Source organism: Rufibacter ruber, from assembly GCF_014138425.1.
GTDB lineage: Bacteria > Bacteroidota > Bacteroidia > Cytophagales > Hymenobacteraceae > Nibribacter > Nibribacter ruber_C.
The window spans coordinates 1-1,656 of sequence record NZ_JACJIQ010000044.1; the positions used below are offsets into that span (position 1 = coordinate 1).

Annotated in this window: 1 protein-coding gene; it reads right to left on the reverse strand. The window is 59.5% G+C overall.

Annotated features, from left to right (window positions below; all coding sequences use genetic code 11):
* Positions 1 to 39 precede the first annotated feature (39 nt).
* On the reverse strand, positions 40 to 1,593 hold the full coding sequence (locus tag FHS90_RS22180) for an IS1182 family transposase (protein WP_066839870.1): 1,554 nt from the start codon (positions 1,591 to 1,593) through the stop codon (positions 40 to 42).
* Positions 1,594 to 1,656 lie beyond the last annotated feature (63 nt).

The window sequence follows — 1,656 nt, forward strand, 5'->3', positions numbered from 1 at the left end:
GTAGCTGTTGCACAACTCAGCGTTAAACAGTGCCCTGTTTCAATCCCTCTTCACTTTTCTCAAGTTGATTTCAATTCCTGCCGCCAAAAAGAGCATCAAAAGCGTTGCTGCAGAAGCCCTGGGCAGGGCCATGACGGCCGTCTGGCTTTCCCTGGGTTTAAAATTGAGCAGTTTCTTCAGGTTATATGCCGTGGCAGCCAACAGCATTACTTTGTGCGCCTGCTTGATAACCCTTGTATTGATTTTCCTTAGCCCCAGGAAGTTGATGAGCGTGCCCAGCACCGGCTCCACCGTCGCCTGCCTGAGCCCTTTCATCTTCCGCCCATAGCGGCTTTTCAGGCGCGCGATCACCCGCTCGTACTCCTCGCGGTAGTAGGTGATCTCCACCTTCTTCTCGTGGCCCTTACCGATGCAGCTTTCCCGGAGAGGGCAGCCCTTGCAGTCCCGGCGGGTGGTGAGGTAGAGCTTCTTTCTGATGCTGCCCTTCGGCTCCACTTTCATCTTCCGGAACGTGGCTTTCTTGCCCTGCGGGCAAACCCAGCAGTCCTCTTCTTTATTATAGCTAAAGCCCTCCGGCCCGCCCTTGTAGGTGCCGTGCGGCGGGATGAAGGCGGTGATGCCTTCCTGCTCAAGCAAGGCGTAGTTCTCGCCCGAGGAGTAGCCGGCGTCCGCCAGCAGCGTGTTGCAGCCCAGCCCCATCTGGTGCAGCCTACCGGAGAGGGACCCGAGCACAGAGGGCAGGCACTGGTTTTCTTTCCTGTCCGCCAGGTCCGCCTGCACGTGGGTGATGGTGTGGTGGGCGGTGTCCACCGAGAGCTGCAGGAGGTAGCAGAGCTTGCGGGCCTTGCCGGGCTTGACGGCGATGCGGGCATCGGGGTCCACGGGCGAGTAGTGCGTCTTGTTGGAGGTGTACTTGCTGTTCTTGTTGCGGGCCCCGGTACGCTGGTCCTGCCCCAGGCCCCACCTCCGGTTACGGGCTTCTATTTCCTGCAACTCGCCGCGGGTGGCAGTGAGGGTCTGTTGCCCCACGGTAGCCTTGTTTTCTTTTGCCTTGCGGTCGGCGCGGCTGATGGCCCCGACCCGACCCAGGTGCGCCTCGAGCGTCTCCCGCGGCACCTTCAGCTCAAGGGAGTCCATGGAGGCATTGGCCTTGATGAGAGCGGAATCCACGACTTGTGTATGCCCAGCCACCATCCCCGCCTCCGCGCAAAGGGAAGGCACACGGGTGAAGACCTGCTCAAACAGCTCCGGGGGCAGAAGCTGGCGGGTGCGGGAGACGGTCGAGTGCCAAGGCAAGGGCTCGTCGAGCTGGTAACCCAGGAAGTACAGGAGGTCCAGCCTGAGGCTGCAGTGCTCGATGAGTTTGCGGTCCGAGACGATGTTCTCCAGGTAGCCCACCAGGCAGAGCCTGAAGAACACCGCCGGGTCGATGGACTGCTGTCCGCAGCGCCCGTAGTAGGCTTTGGTTATGGGATATAGGAACGAGAGGTCCAGCCGTTGCTTGAGTTTGCGGTAGAAGTTATGTTCCGGAACGTGCGCCGAGAGCGAGAAGCGCAGCTCCTTCTCATCGGCAAAGTGCTTCCTGCCCTGCATCGTAAAATGATTTGGTGGAATATCCTTTTACGTTTATCTTCAACCAGTTGTGCAACAAGCACA